The sequence below is a fragment of the Methylobacterium tarhaniae genome (assembly GCF_001043955.1).
In the GTDB taxonomy this organism is placed as follows: Bacteria; Pseudomonadota; Alphaproteobacteria; order Rhizobiales; family Beijerinckiaceae; genus Methylobacterium; species Methylobacterium tarhaniae.
This window is the reverse complement of record NZ_LABZ01000196.1, coordinates 1-20,023: the sequence shown is the minus strand read 5'-3', so window position 1 is coordinate 20,023 and position 20,023 is coordinate 1. Positions and strand designations below refer to the sequence as shown.

At 69.2% G+C, this 20,023-nt stretch carries 22 protein-coding genes and 1 tRNA gene; 12 read left to right on the top strand and 11 right to left on the bottom strand.

Features of this window, described 5'->3' with window-relative positions:
• Nucleotides 1-262: 262 nt before the first annotated feature.
• Entirely contained in the window at nt 263-1,768 is a 1,506-nt protein-coding gene (locus VQ03_RS24805; protein WP_208605553.1) for a D-alanyl-D-alanine carboxypeptidase family protein, read from the bottom strand.
• A 359-nt stretch (nt 1,769-2,127) separates the two neighbouring features.
• Here VQ03_RS24805 and queE point away from each other — a divergent pair, with 359 nt between their 5' ends.
• The 8 genes from queE (at nt 2,128) to recF (ending at nt 9,089) form a co-directional block, all read left to right on the top strand.
• Entirely contained in the window at nt 2,128-2,760 is a 633-nt protein-coding gene (gene queE, locus VQ03_RS24800) for a 7-carboxy-7-deazaguanine synthase (protein ID WP_048453577.1), read from the top strand.
• A gap of 112 nt (nt 2,761-2,872) precedes the next feature.
• Nucleotides 2,873-3,229, top strand: coding sequence for a 6-carboxytetrahydropterin synthase QueD (gene queD / locus VQ03_RS24795; protein WP_048453576.1), 357 nt, complete (start codon nt 2,873-2,875; stop codon nt 3,227-3,229).
• 201 nt (nt 3,230-3,430) lie between these two features.
• Nucleotides 3,431-4,045: a nucleotidyltransferase family protein gene (locus VQ03_RS24790; RefSeq protein ID WP_083468202.1), complete on the top strand. Its 615-nt coding sequence runs from the start codon at nt 3,431-3,433 to the stop codon at nt 4,043-4,045.
• A 496-nt stretch (nt 4,046-4,541) separates the two neighbouring features.
• On the top strand, nt 4,542-6,053 hold the full coding sequence (gene dnaA, locus VQ03_RS24785) for a chromosomal replication initiator protein DnaA (protein WP_048453575.1): 1,512 nt from the start codon (nt 4,542-4,544) through the stop codon (nt 6,051-6,053).
• A gap of 162 nt (nt 6,054-6,215) precedes the next feature.
• Complete coding sequence (gene dnaN / locus VQ03_RS24780) at nt 6,216-7,337, top strand: DNA polymerase III subunit beta (RefSeq protein ID WP_048432113.1); 1,122 nt, start codon at nt 6,216-6,218, stop codon at nt 7,335-7,337.
• A 43-nt stretch (nt 7,338-7,380) separates the two neighbouring features.
• Nucleotides 7,381-7,629 carry a type II toxin-antitoxin system ParD family antitoxin gene (locus VQ03_RS24775; protein ID WP_048453574.1) on the top strand — a complete coding sequence of 83 codons (249 nt, stop codon included), beginning with the start codon at nt 7,381-7,383 and terminating at the stop codon, nt 7,627-7,629.
• Nucleotides 7,626-7,922 carry a type II toxin-antitoxin system RelE/ParE family toxin gene (locus VQ03_RS32215; protein WP_083468201.1) on the top strand — a complete coding sequence of 99 codons (297 nt, stop codon included), beginning with the start codon at nt 7,626-7,628 and terminating at the stop codon, nt 7,920-7,922. Before VQ03_RS24775 ends, VQ03_RS32215 begins: the two co-directional genes overlap by 4 nt.
• A 12-nt stretch (nt 7,923-7,934) precedes the next feature.
• Nucleotides 7,935-9,089 (top strand): DNA replication/repair protein RecF, encoded by a 1,155-nt coding sequence (gene recF / locus VQ03_RS24770; RefSeq protein ID WP_048453573.1) that lies wholly within the window; start codon nt 7,935-7,937, stop codon nt 9,087-9,089.
• Here recF and VQ03_RS24765 read toward each other — a convergent pair whose 3' ends face one another.
• Together VQ03_RS24765 and VQ03_RS24760 are read right to left on the bottom strand one after the other, a co-directional pair.
• On the bottom strand, nt 9,090-9,485 hold the full coding sequence (locus VQ03_RS24765; RefSeq protein ID WP_048453572.1) for a type II toxin-antitoxin system VapC family toxin: 396 nt from the start codon (nt 9,483-9,485) through the stop codon (nt 9,090-9,092).
• Nucleotides 9,485-9,727, bottom strand: coding sequence for a type II toxin-antitoxin system VapB family antitoxin (locus tag VQ03_RS24760; protein ID WP_048453580.1), 243 nt, complete (start codon nt 9,725-9,727; stop codon nt 9,485-9,487). Before VQ03_RS24760 ends, VQ03_RS24765 begins: the two co-directional genes overlap by 1 nt.
• Before the next feature lie 97 nt (nt 9,728-9,824).
• Here VQ03_RS24760 and recQ point away from each other — a divergent pair, with 97 nt between their 5' ends.
• From recQ to VQ03_RS32210, 3 genes are all read left to right on the top strand, one after another.
• Nucleotides 9,825-11,675: a DNA helicase RecQ gene (gene recQ / locus VQ03_RS24755; protein ID WP_048453571.1), complete on the top strand. Its 1,851-nt coding sequence runs from the start codon at nt 9,825-9,827 to the stop codon at nt 11,673-11,675.
• Nucleotides 11,676-12,017: 342 nt separating this feature from the next.
• Nucleotides 12,018-12,419 carry a type II toxin-antitoxin system RelE/ParE family toxin gene (locus VQ03_RS24750; RefSeq protein WP_048453570.1) on the top strand — a complete coding sequence of 134 codons (402 nt, stop codon included), beginning with the start codon at nt 12,018-12,020 and terminating at the stop codon, nt 12,417-12,419.
• Between the two features lie 78 nt (nt 12,420-12,497).
• The gene (locus tag VQ03_RS32210) at nt 12,498-12,887 is read left to right on the top strand and encodes a helix-turn-helix domain-containing protein (RefSeq protein ID WP_083468200.1); all 390 of its coding nucleotides are present in this window, start codon (nt 12,498-12,500) and stop codon (nt 12,885-12,887) included.
• Between the two features lie 382 nt (nt 12,888-13,269).
• On the opposite strand, the gene VQ03_RS24745 is transcribed toward VQ03_RS32210, so the two are convergent.
• From VQ03_RS24745 to VQ03_RS24715, 7 genes are all read right to left on the bottom strand, one after another.
• Nucleotides 13,270-13,569 carry a hypothetical protein gene (locus VQ03_RS24745; RefSeq protein WP_245292186.1) on the bottom strand — a complete coding sequence of 100 codons (300 nt, stop codon included), beginning with the start codon at nt 13,567-13,569 and terminating at the stop codon, nt 13,270-13,272.
• On the bottom strand, nt 13,566-14,336 hold the full coding sequence (locus tag VQ03_RS24740; RefSeq protein WP_048453568.1) for an RlmE family RNA methyltransferase: 771 nt from the start codon (nt 14,334-14,336) through the stop codon (nt 13,566-13,568). Before VQ03_RS24740 ends, VQ03_RS24745 begins: the two co-directional genes overlap by 4 nt.
• Nucleotides 14,337-14,417: 81 nt before the next feature.
• A complete protein-coding gene (locus tag VQ03_RS24735) occupies nt 14,418-15,527 on the bottom strand; it encodes a Ppx/GppA phosphatase family protein (RefSeq protein ID WP_048453579.1) in 1,110 nt (369 codons plus the stop codon).
• A 185-nt stretch (nt 15,528-15,712) separates the two neighbouring features.
• Nucleotides 15,713-16,561, bottom strand: a complete 849-nt coding sequence (locus VQ03_RS24730) for an ABC transporter ATP-binding protein (RefSeq protein ID WP_048453567.1) — start codon at nt 16,559-16,561, stop codon at nt 15,713-15,715.
• Between the two features lie 4 nt (nt 16,562-16,565).
• On the bottom strand, nt 16,566-17,381 hold the full coding sequence (locus VQ03_RS24725; protein ID WP_048453566.1) for an ABC transporter permease: 816 nt from the start codon (nt 17,379-17,381) through the stop codon (nt 16,566-16,568).
• Nucleotides 17,382-17,387: 6 nt separating this feature from the next.
• A complete protein-coding gene (locus VQ03_RS24720) occupies nt 17,388-18,368 on the bottom strand; it encodes an ABC transporter substrate-binding protein (protein ID WP_048453565.1) in 981 nt (326 codons plus the stop codon).
• 146 nt (nt 18,369-18,514) lie between these two features.
• Nucleotides 18,515-18,994: a response regulator gene (locus VQ03_RS24715; protein ID WP_048432124.1), complete on the bottom strand. Its 480-nt coding sequence runs from the start codon at nt 18,992-18,994 to the stop codon at nt 18,515-18,517.
• A 137-nt stretch (nt 18,995-19,131) separates the two neighbouring features.
• Here VQ03_RS24715 and VQ03_RS24710 point away from each other — a divergent pair, with 137 nt between their 5' ends.
• Complete coding sequence (locus VQ03_RS24710) at nt 19,132-19,842, top strand: alanyl-tRNA editing protein (protein ID WP_048453578.1); 711 nt, start codon at nt 19,132-19,134, stop codon at nt 19,840-19,842.
• Nucleotides 19,843-19,889: 47 nt separating this feature from the next.
• On the opposite strand, the gene VQ03_RS24705 is transcribed toward VQ03_RS24710, so the two are convergent.
• Nucleotides 19,890-19,966, bottom strand: a tRNA-Met gene (locus VQ03_RS24705).
• Nucleotides 19,967-20,023 lie beyond the last annotated feature (57 nt).

The following is a 20,023-nucleotide window of genomic DNA, read 5'->3' as shown; positions in this document are numbered from 1 at the left end:
GATCTCGGGGCGGATCTCGGGGCGGGTCTCGTCGGATCGTCACCGCGAACTGCGCATCCCGTCGCTCGACGTCAATCCCGGCGCGAGCGCGTAAGGCCGGTCCTCCTTCGCGGGGATCACGCCCGGATGGCCGGGCGCCTCCAGGGCCGGATGCGCGAGGCGGGAGGCCTCGTCGAGCCTCAGTGGCACGCAAGCGGTCCGGCTGCGGCGAGAGGCCAGGGTCTCGTCCGGGCAGAAGACCGCTGCCCGGACGGTCGAGGGCTCAGTCGTCCTTCTTGCGCGCCGATTTCACCGCCGGCTTCGCGGCTTCCTTCGCCTCGGCCTTCTGCGCGGGCTTCGCCGCAGGCTTGGCGGCCGGCTTCGGCGGCGGCGCCTTCACGGCCGCCTTGTGCCCCTTCGGCTCGGCGATCACGGCGGTGCTCGGGCCGGTGGAGGCGAAGGCGGAGGCCGCGGCCGGCGCCGCGGCCTTCTGGCGGGCGAGCAGCTTGGGCTGCGGCACCGTGGCGCCGGTCGCCGCGATGCTGCGGCTCGGCGCGGGCTTGTGGGGCGCTGGCTTGGCGACCTTGACCCGCGCGGTCGGCTTCGACGTGGCGGCTTTCGGCGCCGCCTCGTCGGCCGCCGCGATGGCGCTCTCGGCCGGGTCGCGCCCGGTCCAGACCAGCACCGGCTGCAGCGGCGCCCGGGGCGGCAGGGCGCGGTTGCGCAGGGCCGCGCTGTTCATGGTCGCGAAGGCGAGCGCCGAGGAGGGCGGCGCGCCCACCGCCATCAGCTGGGCGTTGGCGTTGTCGGCATTGCCCCCGGCGGCGGCGCCCGCGGTCACGGCGGAGGAATCCGAATCCGTCGGCATCGGCCGGCGCTTGTCGCAGATATAGGGCCGCATGTCCGGCGGGGTGGCGACGCTCGAGGCCGGCAGCTCGGTCAGGGTCTGGCCGCCCCAGCCGAAGCCGGACTGGCCGAAGCCGTAATCGAACAGGTCGGCGGCCTTCAGGTCGCGCTCGCGGGCGCTCGCCTGGCCCATCACCACGGTGAGGATGCGCCGGCCGTTGCGGTTGGCGCTCGCCACCACGTTGAAGCCGCCCGAGCAGATGAAGCCGGTCTTCATGCCGTCGACGCCGGCATAGCGCCCGAGCAGGCCGTTGTGGTTCGCCATCACGGCCCGGCCGAACTGGATCGCCGAGATCGAGAACAGGTCGCGGTTCTCGGGGAAGTCGCGCAGCAGCGCCCGGCCGAGGATCGCCATGTCGCGGGCCGAGGTCCATTGCCGCGGGTCGGGTAGGCCGTTGGGGTTGGTCCAGCGGCTCTCGTGCATGCCGAGGCGCTGCGCGGTATCGTTCATCAGGGCGGCGAAGCCGTCGACGGAGCCGCCGAGATTCTCGCCGATCGCCCAGGCGACGTCGTTGGCCGACTTCACCATGATGATCTTGAGGGCGTTGTCGAGGGTGAGCTGGGTGCCGGGCTTGAAGCCCATCTTGGAGGGCGGCTCGGCCGCGGCGGCCTCCGAGATGGTGAGCAGCTGGTCCATCGAGGCGCGGCCCTGGCGCACCATGTCGAGGGCGACGTAGGTCGTCATCAGCTTGGTGATCGAGGCCGGGTACCAGGGGTCGGTGGCGCCCTGGCTGTAGATCACCTTGCCGGAATCGACGTCGACGACCAGCATCGGCGCGGTGACCGCCCCCGCCGCCCCGGCGGCGAAGGATCCGGCAGCCACGAGGGCGCCGAGGCCGAAGAGGCGTCCGGCGAAGCGCGGCAGCAGCGCAGCTGTGAGCATTCCGATGAGTTCCCGTCGTGCCGGTGCCGCCCGCGCGGCGCCTCCCGCGACCATCCGGCTCCCGTGGGGGCCGTCCGGTCACGCCGCCCCGGGCACCGCACGGCGGACCGACCGTGATTGTAGGGCAACGGCGAAGCTTTTGACAGCGCCGCGCGACGCCTCCATGAACGCACCATCCATGGCGGGAGCATGGCGGCGCTGCCATCCCGTGCCCGCTCACAGGCCCGTCCACAGGTGCGGAGGTGGCCTGCGCCCGGTGCGCTTGCCGGAGCGATCCCCATCTGACACGGCAGGACGACCACGACGAACGACATGGAGCAACGCGCGCGGGCCTTCGCGGGCCGCCGACGACCGAGATCATGAGCTACGCCGTCAAGGAGATCTTCCATACCCTCCAGGGCGAGGGCGCCCAGGCCGGGCGCGCCTCCGTGTTCTGCCGCTTTGCCGGCTGCAACCTGTGGAGCGGGCGCGAGGCCGACCGGGCGGAGGCCGTCTGCCGCTTCTGCGACACCGACTTCGTCGGCACCGACGGCGTGGGCGGCGGCCGTTTCGCGGATGCGGTGGCGCTCGCCGACGCGATCGAGCGGAGCTGGGGCGGGGCCCGTGGGCGGCGCTACGTGGTGTTCACCGGCGGCGAGCCGCTCCTGCAGCTCGACGAGGCGCTCCTGGCCGCCGTGCATGCGCGGGGCTTCGAGGCGGCGGTGGAGACCAACGGCACGCAGGACGCACCGGCGGGGATCGACTGGATCTGCGTCAGCCCCAAGGCCGGCGCTCCCTTGCGCCTCACCCGCGGCGACGAGCTGAAGCTCGTCTACCCGCAGGCCGCGCTCGATCCGGACGCGCTCGCCGGGCTCGACTTCCGCCATCTCTGGCTCCAGCCGATGGACGGTCCCGACCGGATCGCCAACACGCAGGCCGCCGTGGCCCATTGCCTGCGCGACGCCCGCTGGCGCCTCAGCCTGCAGACCCACAAGCTGATCGGGATCCCGTAGGGGCCGGCGCAAGCCGAGGCTCGCGCAGGCTCCTCGGTTTCGTGCGAGGGTTCGCCCGCCGGATCATCGGTGCTATGGGGCTGCCCACAGACATCCCCAGAACCGTAAACAGATGAAGATCACCCAGGCCTTCACGTTCGAGGCGGCCCACCGGCTGCCGAACGTGCCCGCGACCCACCGCTGCCACCGCATGCACGGCCATTCCTACCGGGTGGAGCTGACCCTCGACGGGCCTGTCGACCCGGAGACCGGCTGGGTGGTCGACTTCTTCGACGTCGAGGCCGCCTTCGGGCCGGTGCTCGAGCGCCTCGACCATTACTGCCTCAACGAGGTGCCGGGCCTCGAGAATCCCACCGCCGAGCACATCGCGGTCTGGATCTGGGAGAAGACCCGGCCGGCCCTGCCCCTCCTGTCCTCGGTCAAGGTGTTCGAGACGCCGATGTCGTGGGCGGAATATACCGGCGTGTGACACCGAGCACCCGTTCGAGCGCACGCAGCGAGCGGCGCTCCGGAAAACAGGTCTTCCTATCCTCCATCCTCATTCTGAGGCGAGAGAGTGGGACACTCCGTCGTGCTGACACAAGTGACCGAAAGGCCCGCTCACGCAGGCTCCGGCGATGCAGCGCACTCGCACCGTCTTGCGGCGATCATCCGGGCCGATCCCGAGCTGATGCGGCTGCTCGTCGCGGCCCGCGGCCTCGCCCTGCCGCAATGGCGGCTCGTCGCCGGCTGCTTGTACCAGACGGTCTGGAACGCCCTGACCGGCCGCCCGCGCGGGCACGGGATTCGCGACTACGACCTGATCTATTTCGACGACACCGACCTGTCCTGGGAGGCCGAGGACGCGGTGGTGCGCCGCGCCGCCCCGGTCCTCTCGTCCTGCATCGGCCCGGTCGAGATCCGCAACCAGGCCCGGGTCCACCTCTGGTTCGAGGCTCGCTTCGGCAGTCCCTACCCTCCCCTGCCGGGCGCCGACGCGGCGCTCGGCCGCTACGCGGCCGTGGTCCACGCGGTCGGGGTGCGGCTCGAACCCGACGACAGCCTCGACATCGCCGCGCCGTTCGGCCTCGCCGACCTGTTCGGGCTGGTGCTGCGCCCCAACCTCGCCATCGCCAACCGGGCGACCTACGACGCCAAGGCCGAGCGGATGCGGGCGCTCTGGCCGGAGCTCACGGTGCTGCCCTGGCCTGGAGCGGCGGAGGATCCTGTCAAGTGCGCGCAGGACACGGCGGCGGTTTCCACCGGGCTGTCCCCGGCGCCCTCCCCGTTCTCGACAAGCCGTTGAGCCTGCACGGATCTTTCGAGGGCCATACGGGCACTTCAACGAAACGGTCACGATTCCAGGGCGTTGCCGCCGGACAGGCTGTGGATCCGGCGTGGGTGGCACAATCCCGTAACGATCGGTTTACCCTGCGGCCGATCCTTCCTGTTGCGAAGCTTCCCCCGACCGGCCTAGTTTTCCCCATGCCCGCTGCTCGCCGCGGGTCTCGCTCCTCTGCAACGATCGCCGGACCCGAAACGGGAGCCCGTCTCCCGGGCACGCCCGCGTGTCGGCCGCCAACCCTCGGCGCCGGCTCGCGGATTCCAGGCTCCGAGGCCTTTAAGAGAAACGAGACCAGTTGTTGATAGACCGGGGCGAACCACGGGAAAAAGGACCGGGAGCCGTTGACTTCCCGGGCCTTCACCCGGCCGCCCGCCCCTCGTCCGGGGCTGCGGCGGCAAGCGTATCTGCGTACGGGCCGGGAGCGGGCAGCCGCCACCGGGCCGAGAAGGGACCAGTCATGCGTGTGGACGGCAGCTTGGCGGAAGGGGTCGGCTCCGGCCGTGGCGGCAACGGCGACGATGGCCGCGGCCACGGCGAGATCGCGGCGGCCGAGATCACGGGAGCGTGGCAGAGGGTGAAGCGCCGCCTGCGGGCGGAGCTCGGCGAGGACGTGTTCGCGAGCTGGTTCGCCCGGCTCGAGCTGCAGGAAGTTTCCGGCGGCGTCGCCCGCCTCACCGTCCCGACCCGCTTTCTGAAGAGCTGGATCGAGTCGCACTACCTCGACCGGGTGCTGGCCACCTTCCGCAGCGAGGCCGACGGCATCGAGAGCCTGGAGGTCGGCGTGCGCGGCGCCATGGCGCCGGCCCGACCGGGTGCGGCCGCCATCGCCAAGCCCGCCCCGAGCCCGCGTCCGGCCGCCAGCGTGAGCCCGGTCGCCGAGCTGCCGGAGCCCGAGCGCGCCGCCCGCGGAGCCGCCCCCGAGGGCGATCTCGGCGGCGCCCCCCTCGACGCGCGCCTGACCTTCGAGAGCTTCGTGGTCGGCCGCTCGAACGCCCTGGCGCATGCCGCCGCCGAGCGGGTCGCCCGGCACGACGGCGGTCCCGCCCTCTACAATCCGCTCTACTTCCATGCCGGCGTGGGCCTCGGCAAGACCCACCTCCTGCACGGCATCGGGCATTCGGTGAAGAATGCCGGACGGCGGGTGATCTACCTCACCGCCGACCGCTTCATGTACGGCTTCGTCAATGCCCTGAAGACCCAGAGCGCGCTGGCCTTCAAGGAGAAGCTGCGGGCGATCGACGTCCTGATCCTCGACGACGTGCAGTTCATCCAGGGCCGCTCGATCCAGGCCGAGTTCGGCCACACCCTGAACGCGCTCATCGATGCCGGGCGCCAGGTGGTGGTGGCGGCCGACCGTCCGCCGACGGAGCTGGAAGCCCTCGACGAGCGGGTGCGCTCGCGCCTCGCCGGCGGCCTGGTGGTCGAGATCGGCACCCTCGACGAGGCCCTGCGTGCCTCGATCCTGCAATCGCGCCTCGAAGCCGTGCGGGCGTCGCATCCGGCCTTCGAGGTCGGCCCGGCGGTCGCCGAATACGTCGCGAAGGCCATCACCGCCAATGGCCGCGACCTCGAAGGCGCGGTCAACCGGCTCCTCGCCCACGCGACGCTCACCGGCGCCCCCGTCACCCTCGACACCGCCGAGACGGCGATCCGCGACCTCGTGAAGAACCGCGAGCCGAAGCGGGTCAAGATCGAGGACATCCAGAAGCTGGTGGCGAGCCGCTACAACGTCTCGCGCTCCGACATCCTCTCCGAGCGCCGCACCGCGGCGGTGGTCAAGCCGCGCCAGATCGCCATGTACCTCTCGAAGGTGCTGACTTTGCGCTCCCTGCCGGAGATCGGCCGGCGCTTCGGCGGGCGCGACCACACCACGGTCCTGCACGCGGTGCGCAAGATCGAGAAGGCGATCGGCGAGGATACGGCGCTCTGCGACGAGGTCGAGCTCTTGAAGCGGATGCTCCAGGACTGACGTCCTGGCGGAGGCCGGCGGGGGAGGCTCGTGGATGAGCCCCCCCCGCCGGCTTGCGTTCGGGGAGCGCCTTCGCCAAAGTTCCCGTCCCGTGCGTGCACGGGGCAACGAGTGCGGTTGCCGGCCTTGAACGGTCGGTCGTTCGAGACACGGATCACCCTGATGAAAGTCACCGTCGAGCGCGCGGCCCTTCTTCGGTCGCTCGGCCACGTGCACCGCGTCGTGGAGCGGCGCAACACGATCCCGATCCTGTCGAACGTGCTGCTGCGCTCGGGGCCGGACGGCCTCCAGCTGAAGGCCACCGACCTCGACATCGAGGTGACCGAGACGATTCCCGCCGACGTGGTCGATGGCGGCGCCATCACGGTGCCGGCCCACGTCATCTACGACATCGTCCGGAAATTGCCCGACGGCGCCCAGGTCTCGCTCGAGACCAGCGGCGAGACCGGCCAGATGCTGATCCGCTCCGGCCGCTCGCGCTTCACCCTCGGCGCCCTGCCGGAGGCCGATTTCCCCGATCTCGCCGCCGGCGAGCTGCCGCATCGCTTCGAATTGCCGGCCGCCGACCTCAAGCGCCTGATCGACAAGACCCAGTTCGCGATCTCGACCGAGGAGACCCGCTACTACCTCAACGGCATCTTCTTCCACACCATCGACGCCGAGGGCTCGCTCAAGCTGCGGGCGGTCGCCACCGACGGCCACCGCCTCGCCCGCGTCCAGATGGAGGCGCCGGAGGGCAGCGGCGGCATGCCGGGCATCATCGTGCCGCGCAAGGCCGTGGCCGAGATCCAGAAGCTCGTCGAGGATGGCGGCGAGACCGTCGGCGTCGAGATCTCGTCGGCCAAGGTGCGGTTCAGCTTCTCGTCCGGCGTCACCCTGATCTCGAAGCTCATCGACGGCACGTTCCCGGACTACGCGCGCGTCATCCCGACCGGCAACGACAAGCGCCTGACGGTGGAGCGCGACCAGTTCGCCAAGGCGGTCGACCGCGTCTCGACCATCTCGTCCGAGCGCGGCCGGGCGGTGAAGCTCGCCATGACCGACGGGCGCCTGTCGCTCTCGGTCAACAACCCGGATTCGGGCTCGGCGACCGAGGAGCTGGACGTCGATTACGAATCCGGCCCCCTCGATATCGGCTTCAACGCCCGCTACCTCCTCGACATCACGGCGCAGCTCGACGGCGACACCGCCCTGTTCCGCCTCGCCGATCCGGGCTCGCCGACGGTGATCCAGGACCGCGAGGGCGCGCCGGCGCTCTACGTGCTGATGCCGATGCGGGTGTGAGGCCGGGATTGCGCGCGGCGAGAGTCGCGCGCACGTTCATGGCATGTCGAAATCCGTCTCCCTCGATTCCCCTTCCGCATCCCTTCTGGATGCCCTCGTCGGAACCGGCCGGTACGGTTCGGAGAGCGAGGTCGTGGAAGAGGCCCTTCGTCTGCTGAGCAGCCGGGAGGCCCAGATCGCGCGTGTCCGGCAGGCGTGGCGCGAAGGCGTGGAGGGCGGCAACTATCAGCCGGCCGAGATCGTGTTCGCCGAGTTGGAAGAACGCTACAGGACCACGGATAGCGACGCGTGAGACGCGTCGTCATCTCCGCGCCCGCAGCCAAGGACCTCAGGGATGTCGGCGATTACGTTGCGACCGATAGCCCTGCTCGGGCTCGACGATTCGTCGCCGCGCTCAAGGAGCGCTGCCTCAGCCTCGCGTTCCATCCGTTCCGCGGGAAACCTGCTCCTGAGATCGGCCTTGACGTGCGTATGCCGGTCGCGGGCAACTACCTGATCCTGTCCCGCGACCAGACCGAGATCGTGATGATCGATCGGATCATCCACGGCGCACGCGACATGGCGGGCCTCGACGACGACCTGTGATATGGCCCGGAAATGACCGAGCCCGATCCCTTGCGCGTCACCCGTCTGATCGCCCGCGACTTCCGCAACCACGCCGATCTCGACCTCGCGGTCGGGCGCCACTTCGTCGCGCTGGTGGGGGAGAACGGGGCCGGCAAGACCAACATCCTGGAGGCCCTGTCGCTGTTCGCCCCCGGACGGGGCCTGCGCCGGGCGGACTTTTCCGGGATGGCGCGCGAGGGCGGGGCCGGCGGCTTCGCGGTGTCGCTGACGCTGGAGGGGCCGAACGGCGACCACCGCATCGGCACCGCCTGGGAGCCGCCGCGGGGCCGTGACGAGCGCGGCGGCCGGCTCTGCCGCATCGACGGCGCCACAGCGCCCTCCCCCACGGCGTTCGCCGAGCAGGTGCGGGTGGTCTGGCTCACCCCCGACCTCGACGCTTTGTTCCGTGGGCCGGCCGGCGACCGGCGCCGCTTCCTCGATCGATTGGTGCTCGCCGTCGATGCCGGCCACGGCGCCCGGGTGAACGCGATGGAGCGGGCCCTGCGCTCGCGCAACCGCCTCCTGGAGGAGCGGCCCGACGACGGCCCCTGGCTCGACGCGATCGAGCGCGAGGTGGCGGAACTCGCGGTTGCGGTGGCGCTCGCCCGCCGCGAGACGGTGGAGCGCCTCGACAGCCTGATCCTGTCCACCCGCGACGAGGCCTCGCCCTTCCCCTGGGCCGGGGTGCGGCTGGAGGGCGACATCGACGACCTCGTGGCGGTCTGGCCGGCGGTCGATGCCGAGGACCGCTACCGCGCCACCTTGCGCCAGAACCGGTTTCGCGACCGCGCCGCCGGCCGGACGCTGGCCGGCCCCCAGGCCTCCGATCTCGTGGTGCGTCACGGCCCCAAGGACGTGCCCGCCGCCACCGCCTCGACCGGCGAGCAGAAGGCGCTGCTGATCGGCCTCGTCCTCGCCCATGCCCGCCTCGTCACCGGGATGAGCGGCCTTGCCCCCCTGGTGCTCCTCGACGAGGTCGCCGCCCATCTCGATCCCCGCCGCCGCGCCGGCCTGTTCGACGCGCTCGAGGCCCTGCCGGGGCAGGTCTGGATGACCGGGGCCGACCCGGTGCTGTTCGGGGAGCTGGCCGGGCGGGCGGACGTGGTGCAGGTGGCGGAGGGCGCGATCCGCGTCGCGGCACCGTGATTATGGGACGATGTCGGTCCGGCTGAAGTCGTTGCCGACGAAGAGCAGCTCCGCCTTGCACGTCCGCGCACAGGCATAGGCGAAGCAATCGCCCATGTTGAGCTGGGCGGGGTGCCCCTGGCCTTTGCCGAAGCGCGCGAAAGCCGCAAGCGCCTCCCGTGCCTCTGCATCGGCGATCGGTACGATTGCGATGGCCGCTGCTTGCAGGAAGTCCCGCACATGGGCTTCGGCCGCCGCGATCGTCAGCTGCTTCAAGCGCGCGACCGCCATCACCGCCTCGAAGACGGCAAGCCCGCTCGTCGACCGGGAGGACGCGGCATGCAGACGCTCCCCGATCGGGATGTAGCCCGGCTCCTGCGCCAGGATGGCCACGAGCGCCGAGGCATCGACGAACATCAGGGCTGGCCGCTCAGCGCGTCGTAGAACGCCTTGTCGGCCTTCAGTCCGGTGGACGGAGCGGCCGCGATCGCGTCCTGGATCGGCTTGATGCGGGCCCAGAACTCGGCCAGCGACTGTTCGCGCCGTTGCAGTTCGTTTGCCAACGCCATACGAACCGCTTCGGTCTTGCTGAGTCCCGCCATCGATGCCAGCGTCTCGGCGAGGCGGTCCACGTCCTCATCGCGAATGTCGAGCGTCATGGTGGCGTCCCGCGTCGGCGAGGAAGTGCTATCGTCGATCCGAAGCACCCGCAAGCCGTCCCATTGCCGCCCGCCCGCAACGAGCCCACAGAACCCCATGACAGACCGCCTCGACGAGGCCCGCGCCGCCCTCCGAAAGACCTTCGGCTACGAGGATTTCCGTCCCGGCCAGGCCGAGGTGATCGGCGCCGTGCTCGACGGGCGCGACGTCTTCGCGGTGATGCCGACGGGCTCGGGCAAGTCGATGACCTACCAGCTCCCGGCCCTGGTGGAACAGTCGCTCACCGTCGTCGTCTCACCGCTGATCGCGCTGATGCACGACCAGGTGAAGCAGATGGAGGCCTTCGGCGTCGCGGCCGGCACCCTCAACTCGACGGTGTCGGAATCGAGCGCCCGCGAGACCTGGCGCGGCATCCGCCAGGGGAGCTTGCGCCTGCTCTTCGTCTCGCCCGAGCGGCTGCTGATGGAGGGATTGATCGAGGCCCTGCAGGGCGCCGGCGTCCGGCGGCTCGCCGTCGACGAGGCGCATTGCGTCTCGCAATGGGGCCACGACTTCCGGCCCGAATACCGCGATCTCGCCCGCGCCCGCGAGGCGCTCGGCGACGTGCAGACCGTGGCGCTCACCGCCACGGCGGACGCCGCGACCCGGGCCGACATCTCCGAGCGGCTGTTTCCCCGCGGCCGCAAGCCGGAGCTGTTCGTCCATTCCTTCGACCGGCCGAACATCCGCCTGACCTTCGCGCCGAAAGAGCACCCGACCCGCCAGCTCTCGCGATTCCTGCGCCCGCGCAAGGCCGAGAGCGGCATCATCTACTGCTCATCGCGAAAACGCACGGAGCAGATCGCCGAGATCCTGCAACAGGACGGGTTCAACGCGCTCGCCTATCATGCCGGCCTGGATCAGAGCGTGCGGATGCGCAACCAGGACACCTTCCTCCAGGAGGACGGCGTCGTGGTGGTGGCGACCGTGGCCTTCGGCATGGGCATCAACAAGCCGGATGTGCGCTATGTCTGCCATGCCGACATGCCCTCGACGATCGAGAGCTACTACCAGGAGATCGGCCGCGCCGGCCGCGACGGGCTGCCAGCCGACACCCTGACCCTCTACGGCCTCGACGACATGGCCCTGCGCCGGCGCCAGATCGACGAGAAGGAGGTGCCCGACGACCGCCGCCGGGTCGAGCGCCGCAAGCTCGAGGCGATGATCGCGCTCTGCGAGGGCGCGACCTGCCGGCGCCAGTCGCTGCTCGGCTATTTCGGCGAGCAGAGCCAGCCGTGCGGCCGCTGCGACCTGTGCCGCGGCGGCGTCTCGCTGATCGACGGCACGGTGGCGGCACAGAAGGTGCTCTCGGCGGTGGTGCGCACCGGCCAGCGCTTCGGCGCCGCCTATATCTGCGACCTCGTCCACGGCAAGGAGAGCGAGCAGATCCGCCGCAACGGCCACAGCCAGCTCAAGACCTTCGGGGTCGGCTCGGACAAGCCGGTGGCAGCCTGGCGGGCGATCCTGCGCCAGCTCTTCGCGGCGGGCGCGGTGGCGGAGAACGGCGACGGCTATGGCGGCCTCTCGCTCACCGACAAGGGCGAGGCGATCCTGTTCGGCCGCGAGCCCGTGCAATTGCGCCCCGATCCCGAGCCGAAGGCCCCGAAGGAGCGCCGCCGCGGGTCCGCCGCCGACCGCGACGACTCGCTCGGCCTGTCGGAGGCCGACGAGGCGCTGTTCCAGCACCTCCGGGGCCTGCGCGCGACGCTCGCCCGCCAGGAGGGTGTCGCCGCCTACATGATCTTCCCAGACCGCACCCTGATCGAGATGGCCCGCTCCAAGCCCGTCGACCTGTGGGCCCTGCGCTCGGTCCACGGGGTCGGCGAGCGCAAGCGGGATGCCTACGGGCAGCCCTTCGTCGAGGCGGTGGCGGAGTTTCTGGCGGATGCGGCGAAGCGGGCGGGGTGAAACGGGGCTTCTGACGGAAAACCCTTCAAACCCCGTTTCCGCACATCCCATCAATCCGACAGGATTTGTCACATACCCTCTTCGGCGGAGGTCGATGCACTTCGTGGTTGGCGGTTCCTCCTGTCGGTAAACACATGTTTGCCGTACGTCCGAGCCTGACATGCGGAATGACCGCATGGGGTGAGAGCAGATCTTGGCGCTGCGGCTGAAACAGGAGGTCTCGCCTACCGTCCACCACCTTGAAGGTGGCACCCACGGTCGCGACTGGCTATGGCAGATTTACCATTGCCTGTGGAACCTCTCTGAGTTATGGTGGTTCCGCCATAACAAGAATGGTACAACATGAGTGATCCACCTTCGCAGCCGCCCGATAGCGAACTCGTCTGGCTCGGCCGGACGAAACAGGCGGTGTCGGACTTCCCGCCCGAGGTGAAGCGGGAGGTTGGTTTCGCCCTCCGCCTCGCTCAAAAGGGACGCAAGCCGATCTCAGCTAAGCCCCTGAAGAGCGAGAAGGACTTCAAGGGCGCAGCGGTTCTGGAGATCGTCGAAGACGATGACGGAAACACCTACCGGACGGCCTATGCAGCCAAGTTCGCGGGTGTGGTCTACGTCCTCCACGCTTTTCAGAAGAAGTCGACAAGTGGTGTCGCCACGCCGCGCAAGGACATCGACCTGATCAAGGATCGATTGGCCGAGGCGAAGAGGCACTACGCCGAACATTTTGCGAAGAAGGACACCGGCTAAGGCCGATGTTGAGTACCCGAGTTGCGCCCTTCTCCCGATCGGGGGAGGGGCACCCCACACATACTAGGTAAACAGACCATGGCTTATCATCTTGCTCATTCTGCCGGCTCCGCGGATATCGCGACCGGTGCGGCGAACACAGATGACGTGACCACTCGTAGCAGCGGCAACGTCTATGCTGATCTTGGCTTTGACGATCCCACCGAGGAGAGCCTCAAGGCTGACCTCGTTATAGGGATTATCGATGAGATCGAGCGTAGAGGGTTGTCGCAAACGGCGGCTGCGCGCCTTATGGGTGTCAGCCAACCAGACGTATCCAAACTTCTGCGCGGTCGCACAGGCGGCTACTCGCTTGAGCGTCTGCTTGGCTTCACACGCGCATTAGGGGGCGATGTTGAAATCACCGTCAGACGTAATGCGCCTAAGCAACGCGGTAAATTAAAACTGCGCGTGCTTGATCCTGTCTGATTGCACTAGTATAATCCTTTCCTGTTTTTGGCAGAGAGCGCCGTCGGCCGAAAGGCGGGCGGCGTTTTTATTTGAGCAGAGCTCCCCTATTAGGGCGGGGTTCTGGGGCATCTGAACGTCGAACGTCTGCTTGGCCGAGGAACTTGCAAGCGGTCATCCCCAGCTTCTGCAAGAAGTTGAGAGTATCCCCCCATAAAACCTCTGTCAGGTTCCAGCCGGCTATCTTGGATGTACGGAAAACACCTGTTTCCCGTACGCCAGGGTGTGAAAAGCTAAATGGGCGTATGGGGAAAAGCAGCCGCTCACGTAGCCGAGCCGATCGGAGTAGAATCGCAGATCCTCGCCTTAACGAGAGACGAAAAACGCATTCGCCTCTCAGGCGTCAGAATGTCCTGATCGCCATCGTTGGCTGGAGCCGTGCCCGGAAATCCCGCAAGGTCGCGCTCAGGCGCTCCCGCAACGCCGCTTCCGACAGCGGCCCGGTCACGACGAGGCTCACCACCACCTCCGGATGCTTGAGCCGCTGCTTCGGCGTGCGGGCGTGGTTGGCCACCCGCAATTGCCCTTCGGCACTGGGCAGGCCGAAGTAGAAGCTCTCGCCCCGCGTTCCCCGCCCGATCTCCGAGAAGCCCTCCGCCAGGAGGAGCGCCCGGGCCCGCTCGATCGCCGCCGCCGGCGTCACGGTCGCCAGCCCGCCTCGTCCTCCCCGTCGCGGTCATCGGTCTCGCGATACGGCCCATCCGTCGCCTCGGCGCCCCGATAGCCGGTTGCCAGCACGTAGAGCTCGCTCGAATCCGCCCGGCTCGCCGCCGGCTTGACGTGGCGCACGCTCGCAAAATCGCGCTTCAGGTCGGTGAGCAGGCCGCCCTCGGTGCCGCCCTGGAGCACCTTGGCGAGGTAGATGCCGCCCGGCGCCAGGATCTCGCGGGCAAAGGCGAGGGCCGTTTCGGCCAGCCCCATGATGCGCAGGTGGTCGGTCTTCTTGTGGCCGGTGGCGTTCGCGGCCATGTCCGACATCACCACGTCGGCCGGCCCGCCCAGCATCTCGGTGAGCAGACCGGGCGCGGTCGGATCGAGGAAGTCGAGGGTGACGAAGTCGACGCCCGGCATCGGCTCGATCTCCAGGAGATCGATGCCGACCACCCGGCCCCGCGGCGCCGGCGCGCCCGGATGGCTGCCGACCTTGGCGGCGGCCACCTGCGACCAGCCGCCCGGCGCCGCCCCGAGATCGACCACCCGCTGGCCCGGCCGCAGCAGCCGGAAGCGGTCGTCGATCTCCATGAGCTTGAAGGCCGCCCGCGAGCGGTAGCCCTCGCGCTTGGCGCGGGCCACGTAGGGGTCGTTGAGCTGGCGTTCGAGCCAGAGCTTGGAGGAGACCGTGCGCCCGCGCCCGGTCTTGACCCGCTGCTTCAGGTCGCCCCGGAGGCCGCCGCCGCGACGATCGCTCATATGCCGTGACCTTCGATGATCGAAAAAATCGTTCAAGGTCAATGACGCCCCGGGCTCTCATGCGCAAGCCCGGAGCGGTCTTCAGCCCGGCCGCACGCCCCGGCGCCAGACCCCGTCCTCGCGCATCATGTTCATGAGCAGGCCCTCGCGCAGGCCGCGATCGGCAATACGCAGGCGCTCGGACGGGAAGGCGCGGCGTATCGCCTCCAGGATGGCGCAGCCGGCGAGCACCAGGTCGGCCCTGTCGCGGCCGATGCAGGGATTCTGCGCCCGGTCCGACAGCCGCGTCGAGAGCAGGCCGTCGATCGCGTCGGTGACCTCGCGGTCGCGCATCCACAAGCCGTCGATCCGCCGCCGGTCGTAGCGCGGCAGGCGTAGGTGGGTGGCGGCCAGCGTCGTCACCGTGCCGGAGGTGCCGAGGAGGTGGAAGTTCGGCGCGTGGGCGGCGGCGCCGGCGATCAGCGCGAACTTGGTCAGGCGGTCGGCGACCTCCTCGACCATGCCCTCGAAGACCGGGCGGGTGACGTCGGCCCCGCCATAGCGCTCGGCCAGGGTCACCACGCCGACGGGCAGCGAATCCCAGGCCCGGATGCGCAAGGTGGGGTCGGCGCTGCGGGCGAGCGCGGCGGAGCCGTCGAGCCAGACGATCTCGGTCGAGCCGCCGCCGATATCGAAGATCACCACCGATTCGGCGTGCCGGTCGGCGAGGGCCGCGCAGCCGGTGACTGCCAGGTAGGCCTCGGTGCGCCGGTCCACCACCTCCAGGTCGAGTCCGACCTCGCGGTGGACGCGGTCGACGAAGGCCGGGCCGTTCACCGCGAGCCGGCAGGCCTCGGTGGCGATCGACTTCGCCCGCACCACCCCGCGGGAGCGCATCTTGCCGAGGCACACCGCCAGCGCATCGACCGTGCGGTCGATGGCGTCGTCGCTCAGCCGGTCGGTGGTGCCCAGACCCTCCCCGAGGCGCACGATGCGCGAGAAGGCATCGATCACCCGGAACCCGTAGGGCGCCGGCTCGGCGATCAGGAGCCGGCAATTGTTGGTGCCGAGATCGAGCGCCGCGTAGGCGCGCCGCTCGGCCCGGCGTGGAACATCATCCCCCGCCGGGTGGGGCGGAGGCGCGGTCGCGCGCGCTGTCTCGGCGTACTCCGCGGCGCGCGCCGGCACGGAGACGGCCGTCTCATCCCTCATCGGCGACGCCGACATCCTTCACATCCGCGCCCGTGCGGGGCGGAACAATCCATCACATGATGGGGAGCTTACGTGGCTCCGGGCCGAACGCAAAGCAGCGATCGTGCCGCGGCCGCCGCCGTCTCACAGCGACAACCCTCATGCCGCCCAATGAATTGCGGTCGATCGACCACCGGGGTGGATGATCAGTCGACTGCCGACCCCGTCAATTCGGCCTGCGTGAAGCGCTGTTGCTCCTCCATCACCAACCCGGCGAGCTCGCGCTTCAGCGCGTTGAACTCGGCCGAGGCGGTGTCGCGGGGGCGGGCGAGCGGCACGGTCAGGTCGCGCTTCATTCGGCCCGGGCGATAGGTGAGCACGACGATCCGATCGGCGAGGTAGATCGCCTCCTCGATCGAGTGGGTCACGAACACGATGGTCTTTCGGTACTCGGCCCAGATCCGCAGAAGCTCGTCTTGAAGCGTGCGCCGGGTCAGCGCGTCGAGGGCTCCGAACGGCTCGTCCATCAGCATCACCGGCGGGTCGAGGGCCAGGATGCGGGCGATGGCGACGCGCTGGCGCATGCCGCCGGACAGGTCCTTCGGGAAGCGGCCGAGGAAGTCGGACAGGCCGAGCGTCCCGGCGATGCGGGCGACGATCGCATCCGCCTCCCCGCGTCCGACGCCCTTGATGTCGAGGCCGAAGCGGATGTTCTGCTCGACCGTCATCCACGGAAACAGGGCGTATTCCTGGAACACCATGCCCCGGTCGGGACCCGGATCGACCACCGGGCGCCCGGCCATCCGGATCGTGCCGCTGGTGAGGGGCGAGAAACCCGCGATGGCGTTGAGCAGGGTGGACTTGCCGCAGCCGGAGGGACCGAGCAGGCAGACGAACTGCCCGCTCGGGATCGTCACCGTGACGTCCTCGAGCGCCACCACCGCCCCCTCCCCGGTGCCGAACACCTTCGAGGCGTGGTCGATCGCGATCTCGGCGGCGCCCGGCGCGGCGGCGTGAGCGGGCTCGGGCTTTCGGAGCGTGGCGGTCGCGGTCATGGGTTCAACGCTCCAGGCCGCGATGCCAGCGCAGCAGGTGATCGTTCAGGCGCGACATCGCACCGTCGATGACGAGGCCGAGGATGCCGATCGTCAGCATGCCGCCGATGATCTTGTCCGACCACATGTATTCGCGCGCTTCCAGGATCCGGTAGCCGAGCCCGTCCGAGACCGCGATCATCTCGGCGACGATCACCACGATGAAGGCGGTGCCGATGCCGATGCGCATGCCGGCGAGCACGAAGGGGCTCGCCGCCGGCAGGATCACCCGCCGGAACATCGTCCAGGAACTCGCTCCGAGATTGCGTGCCGCGCGCACGTAGATCGAATCGACCTGGCGCACGCCCGCGATCGTGTTGACGAGGACCGGGAAGAAGGTGCCGAGCGCGATCAGGAACAGGGCCGGCGGGTTGCCGAGCCCGAACCACACGATGGCGAGGGGAATGTAGGCGATCGGCGGGATCGGCCGCAGGATCTGCAGCAGAGGATTGACGAGGCCGTACAGCCGGTCGCTCGTGCCCATCAGGAGGCCGACCGGCAGTGCCAGCCCGACGCCGATCGCGAATCCGGCGATCACCCGGCTCAAGCTCGCCACCGCGTCATGCGGCAACTCGCCGGAGAAGAGCCAGGCGGTGTAGCTCTGCGTCGCCGGATCGTAGGGCAGGGCCGGGATCAGGCTGGCGAACCAGCGGGAGGCCACGGCGCTCGGCGGCGGCAGCACCACCGCCGAGAACAGGCCGGCCCGGCTGGCGATCTCCCAGACGATCAGCAATCCGATCGGCAGCAGCGCGCCGCGGTAGGTGGAGAGGCGGGTCACGATGGCGGCTCAGTTCGTCTTCGCGCCGAGTTCCGTCTTCGCCTGCTCGAGCAGGTCGAGCTTGACCCACTCGGCGTCGCCCTTCGGCGGGTTGACCATCTTGCCGAGGCCGTATTTGTGCATCAGGTCGGCCGTGACCTGCATGTGGCCGGCCGGCATGTCGTAGGTGTAGTCGGCGTTCTCCATCGAATCGCGGAAATCCTTGCTGCTGAGCTGGCCCTTGAAGACCTGCTCACGCACGTATTTTTCGGCGAGGTCCGGCTTCTCGATGAAGGTCTTGGTCGCCTCGACGAACAGCTTCAGGACGCGGGCGGCGACTTCCGGCTTCTCGGTATACATCTTCTCGGTCATGACCAGCGGACGGTAGGGCACGCCGACCGGGGTGTCGTAGGGCTTGACGATCTCGTAGCCCCAGCCATTCGAGATCGCCTGCGTCGATTGCGGCTCGCTCTGGCAAATCACGTCGACGTATTTCTGCGCCAGGGCCTGGTTCAGGTCGGCGTAGTTGTTGAAGTAGACCAGCTGCACGTCCTTGCCCGGCCGCTCCGACCAGGTCAGGCCGTTCTTCTCCAGTTCGGCCAGCAGCATCAGGTCCTGGGTGCCGCCGCGCACCACCGCAACCTTCTTGCCCTTCACGTCGGCCAGCGACTTGGCACCGAGGTCGGGCCGGCCGAGGATGCGCACGCCGCCATTGGCGAAGCCCGCCACCACCAGGAGCTTCACGCCGTTGCCGCGCGCCGCCACCGCGCCGTCGGCACCGGAGGCCGCGATGTCGATCTGGTCGACCGCCATTGCGGGATAGATGTCGGCCCCCTTGGCGAACTGCTTCTCGTCGATCTTCAGGTTATACTTCGCTGCAATCTCCTTCATGTACGAGATTGCCCCGTAATGGGCGAATTTCAGGTTGCCGAGACGCACGACGTCCTGGGCGGCGGCCGGGCCGGAGATGGCCGCCAGGATGGCGGCGACGGCGGCGAGGCGCGTGAGCATGCTTCTCTCCCTGTCCATCCGGACGGCTGGAGCGCCCGGTTTGGTCGGGATACTGGACAAAGGTCGGGCCTGCTGGAAGCCGGATTACGGTGTGAGAGATAAGACTTTAGACTCGCGGATTAAATCGCGATGCAGCCTGGGGACCGTTAGAGCAGGCCTTTGACGGCCGCCGCAGCGGCGAGGCGCGGTTGTGGCCGCAGCAGGCTCTTGACCTGCGAGAACGGCCGCGGCCGGTTGATCACCTCGTCGAGGCGCGACCACAGCGTCTTGGGCGAGAACGGCTTGGCGATGATCTCGTTCACCCCGAGATTGATCGCGCGATCGACGACGTTCCGGCGTGGCTGGGCCAGCATCAGGATGATCGGCACGGTCGGGGCCGGCGAGGTCGCCGGGGTGCGGGCGAGGCGGATGAATTCCTCGCCTGAGAGGATCGCCAGGTCCCAGTCGAGGACCACGAGGTCCGGCTTGCTCTCGGCGAGGACGCCCAGCGCCTCGGCGCCATCCGGCGCCTCGAGCAGGCGCTTGATCCCGACCCGCATCAGCATGTCGCGGACGATGCGGCGGATATAGAGGCTCTCGTCGACCACGAGGGCGGAGAGGTCCGGGAAGGTCGGGGTAGCGATCATCGCGGGCTTGGTCTCGGGACTCGTCCGAGCGTAAGAGCGGCAAGCCTGCAGCTTCGCTAACCGAGATGGTTAATTTGCACGGATCCTCGATGGCGACGCGGCGGCCGCCCCTCCTTGATCAGAGCCCGAAGGTGCCCATGCCTACCGAACTCCTCTTTCGCGACGACGCCTATCTGCGCGAGGCCGAGGCCCGGATCGTCGCGGCGGACGAGACCGGCCTCGTCCTCGACCGGACCCTGTTCTACGCGCAGGGTGGCGGCCAGCCCGGTGATCGCGGCCGGATCGTCCGCGAGGGCGGCACCGAGGTCGCCATCCTCGACACGGTCTACGGACCCGACAAGAGCATCGTCCTCCATAAGGTCGCCCCGGGCGAGGCCGGCCTGATACCGGGCGAGCGGGTGCGCCTCGTCCTCGATTGGCCCCTGCGCCATGCCCGGATGCGGGTCCACACCGCCCTGCATCTGCTCTCGGTCGCCCTCCCCTACCCGGTCACCGGCGGCGCGATCGGTGACGGCGAGGGTCGGCTCGACTTCGACATCCCGGATGCCGGCCTCGACAAGGAGGCGGTGACGGCGCAGCTGCGGGAGATGATCGCACGGGACGCCGCCGTGACGGATCGCTGGATCAGTGACGACGAGCTGCTGGCCAATCCGAGCCTCGTCAAGACGATGTCCGTGAAGCCGCCGATCGGCAGCGGCCGGGTACGGCTGGTGGCGATCGACGGCCTCGACCTCCAGCCCTGCGGCGGCACCCATGTGCACCGTACGTCTGAGATCGGCACCGCGACCGTCACGGCGATCGAGAAGAAGGGCAAGCAGAACCGGCGCGTGCGGCTGTCGCTGGCCTGAACGCGACGAAGCCCGCCAGGATGACCTGACGGGCTTCTTGATCGATTTGGTTGCGGGGACAGGATTTGAACCTGTGACCTTCAGGTTATGAGCCTGACGAGCTACCGGGCTGCTCCACCCCGCGCCAGGGTGTGATCCGAGTGTCGTGACGAGGGAATGAGGCGTGCTTGGCAGGTCTGGC

Bases quoted from the DNA above. Each gene is read 5' to 3' on its own strand.
- queD (WP_048453576.1), top strand. From the start codon at position 2,873: ATGAAGATCACCCAGGCCTTCACGTTCGAGGCGGCCCACCGGCTGCCG.
- recF (WP_048453573.1), top strand. From the start codon at position 7,935: ATGACCGAGCCCGATCCCTTGCGCGTCACCCGTCTGATCGCCCGCGAC.
- VQ03_RS24765 (WP_048453572.1), bottom strand. From the start codon at position 9,485: ATGTTCGTCGATGCCTCGGCGCTCGTGGCCATCCTGGCGCAGGAGCCG.
- VQ03_RS24750 (WP_048453570.1), top strand. From the start codon at position 12,018: ATGAGTGATCCACCTTCGCAGCCGCCCGATAGCGAACTCGTCTGGCTC.
- VQ03_RS32210 (WP_083468200.1), top strand. From the start codon at position 12,498: ATGGCTTATCATCTTGCTCATTCTGCCGGCTCCGCGGATATCGCGACC.
- VQ03_RS24775 (WP_048453574.1), top strand. From the start codon at position 7,381: ATGTCGAAATCCGTCTCCCTCGATTCCCCTTCCGCATCCCTTCTGGAT.
- VQ03_RS24720 (WP_048453565.1), bottom strand. From the start codon at position 18,368: ATGCTCACGCGCCTCGCCGCCGTCGCCGCCATCCTGGCGGCCATCTCC.
- VQ03_RS24710 (WP_048453578.1), top strand. From the start codon at position 19,132: ATGCCTACCGAACTCCTCTTTCGCGACGACGCCTATCTGCGCGAGGCC.
- VQ03_RS24790 (WP_083468202.1), top strand. From the start codon at position 3,431: ATGCGGCTGCTCGTCGCGGCCCGCGGCCTCGCCCTGCCGCAATGGCGG.
- dnaN (WP_048432113.1), top strand. From the start codon at position 6,216: ATGAAAGTCACCGTCGAGCGCGCGGCCCTTCTTCGGTCGCTCGGCCAC.
- dnaA (WP_048453575.1), top strand. From the start codon at position 4,542: ATGCGTGTGGACGGCAGCTTGGCGGAAGGGGTCGGCTCCGGCCGTGGC.
- VQ03_RS24730 (WP_048453567.1), bottom strand. From the start codon at position 16,561: ATGACCGCGACCGCCACGCTCCGAAAGCCCGAGCCCGCTCACGCCGCC.
- queE (WP_048453577.1), top strand. From the start codon at position 2,128: ATGAGCTACGCCGTCAAGGAGATCTTCCATACCCTCCAGGGCGAGGGC.
- recQ (WP_048453571.1), top strand. From the start codon at position 9,825: ATGACAGACCGCCTCGACGAGGCCCGCGCCGCCCTCCGAAAGACCTTC.
- VQ03_RS24715 (WP_048432124.1), bottom strand. From the start codon at position 18,994: ATGATCGCTACCCCGACCTTCCCGGACCTCTCCGCCCTCGTGGTCGAC.
- VQ03_RS24805 (WP_208605553.1), bottom strand. From the start codon at position 1,768: ATGCTCACAGCTGCGCTGCTGCCGCGCTTCGCCGGACGCCTCTTCGGC.
- VQ03_RS24760 (WP_048453580.1), bottom strand. From the start codon at position 9,727: ATGACGCTCGACATTCGCGATGAGGACGTGGACCGCCTCGCCGAGACG.
- VQ03_RS24735 (WP_048453579.1), bottom strand. From the start codon at position 15,527: ATGAGGGATGAGACGGCCGTCTCCGTGCCGGCGCGCGCCGCGGAGTAC.
- VQ03_RS24740 (WP_048453568.1), bottom strand. From the start codon at position 14,336: ATGAGCGATCGTCGCGGCGGCGGCCTCCGGGGCGACCTGAAGCAGCGG.